General features: G+C 60.3%; 1 protein-coding gene. It reads left to right on the top strand.

The window, feature by feature from the left end; all coding sequences use genetic code 11:
- Positions 1-1399, top strand: a 1399-nt coding sequence (locus tag FVQ81_18535; GenBank protein ID MBW7998529.1) for a helicase SNF2, incomplete at both ends; no start/stop codon positions are given.

Here is a 1399-nt window from a genome sequence, read left to right as displayed (position 1 = left end):
GCCGATACATTGCAACGGCTCATTACTTGGCAGAGGAGCTTGGTAAGGTGCTTCCAGAAAAGAAAACCATCGTCCAATCGGTGACGGGGGAACTGAATCCTGATGAGCGGGATGAAAAGGTTGCACGGCTTTCGAAGGACGGGGAAGAGGAGGGCCGCATCCCTGTGCTGGTTGCGACAGACTGCCTGAGCGAGGGGATCAACCTCCAGCACTACTTCAATGCCGTCGTCCACTATGACCTGGTTTGGAATCCAACCCGGCATGAACAAAGAGAAGGACGTGTTGATCGATTCGGGCAGGCCAGCCCAACCGTGCGGGCCTTGATGCTCTATGGGGCCAACAACCCTGTCGACGGGGCGGTGCTGCGAGTCATCCTGAGAAAGGCAGAGAAGATCCGGAAGGAGTTGGGTGTCAGCGTTCCAATGCCATCTGACAGCAACGCGGTCATGGAGGCCATCATGCAGACCGTGCTGCTGCAGAGTGGAGGTCTGGCGGACGCTTCCAGACAAATGAGGCTGGACTTTGGTGAAGTTGAAGAGGAGGTCGACAGGGCCTGGGAAAGCGCAAAGGAGAAAGCCAGGGAAGGAAGGCAGACCGTGTTCGCCCAACGTCGGCTTCGCCCGGAGGAAGTACTCCCGGAGTGGCACAAGACGGTGGAGGTTCTGGGGGCCGGTGAGGATGTCTTGCGATTCGTGCGCATCGCGGCGGAACGATTGGGCGCACCCCTCGACCGAAATGAGGATCATTACCGGCTTCCTCTCGAAGCCTTAAAAGGAGGGGCGGCGGCTCAACTGGCGGCAGTCGGATTCGAGGGCGATATTCGTTTCTCCATTTCCCCCAAACCTCCGCCGGGGGTGACCCACATTCACCGGGCGCATCCGCTCGTCATAAGCCTGGCCGACTATGTGGCCGAGGTGGCCCTGGACGAGGACAATCCCGAGGTGGCCGCACGGTGCGGAGTTGTCTTCACGGACGGGGTGTCGGCCCGTACTACGGTTTACCTGATTCGCCTGCGGCACCAGATCCATGCGGAGTATGTAAGTGGGCCTCAGGTGGGCAAGCGCAACGATCTGCTGGCCGAGGAATGCATCATGCTCAAGCAGAGCGGCGACGAAGCGCCCCGCCTGATGAGCGACAAGGAAGCACTCGCCCTGATGGACTTGGAGCCTTCGCGGAACATCCAGTCCGAGCAGAGAGAGCGCCAACTCCAGCGCACCCTGGATGGAATGGAAGCCCTTCAGCCGGGCTTTGAAGATCATGCCCGGCAACGGGCGGCGGAGTTGCTGGAGGATCACATCCGGGTGCGGGAGGCCAGCCGGGGTAGCCGCGAAGCCATGCGTATTCGGTACGACGTCACTCCCAGCCTTCCGGTGGATGTAATCGGCATCTACCTGCTTCT

The sequence above is a fragment of the Candidatus Glassbacteria bacterium genome (genome assembly GCA_019456185.1).
Classification (GTDB): Bacteria; Gemmatimonadota; Glassbacteria; order GWA2-58-10; family GWA2-58-10; genus JAJRTS01.
This window is presented reverse-complemented; position numbering and strand designations above follow the sequence as displayed.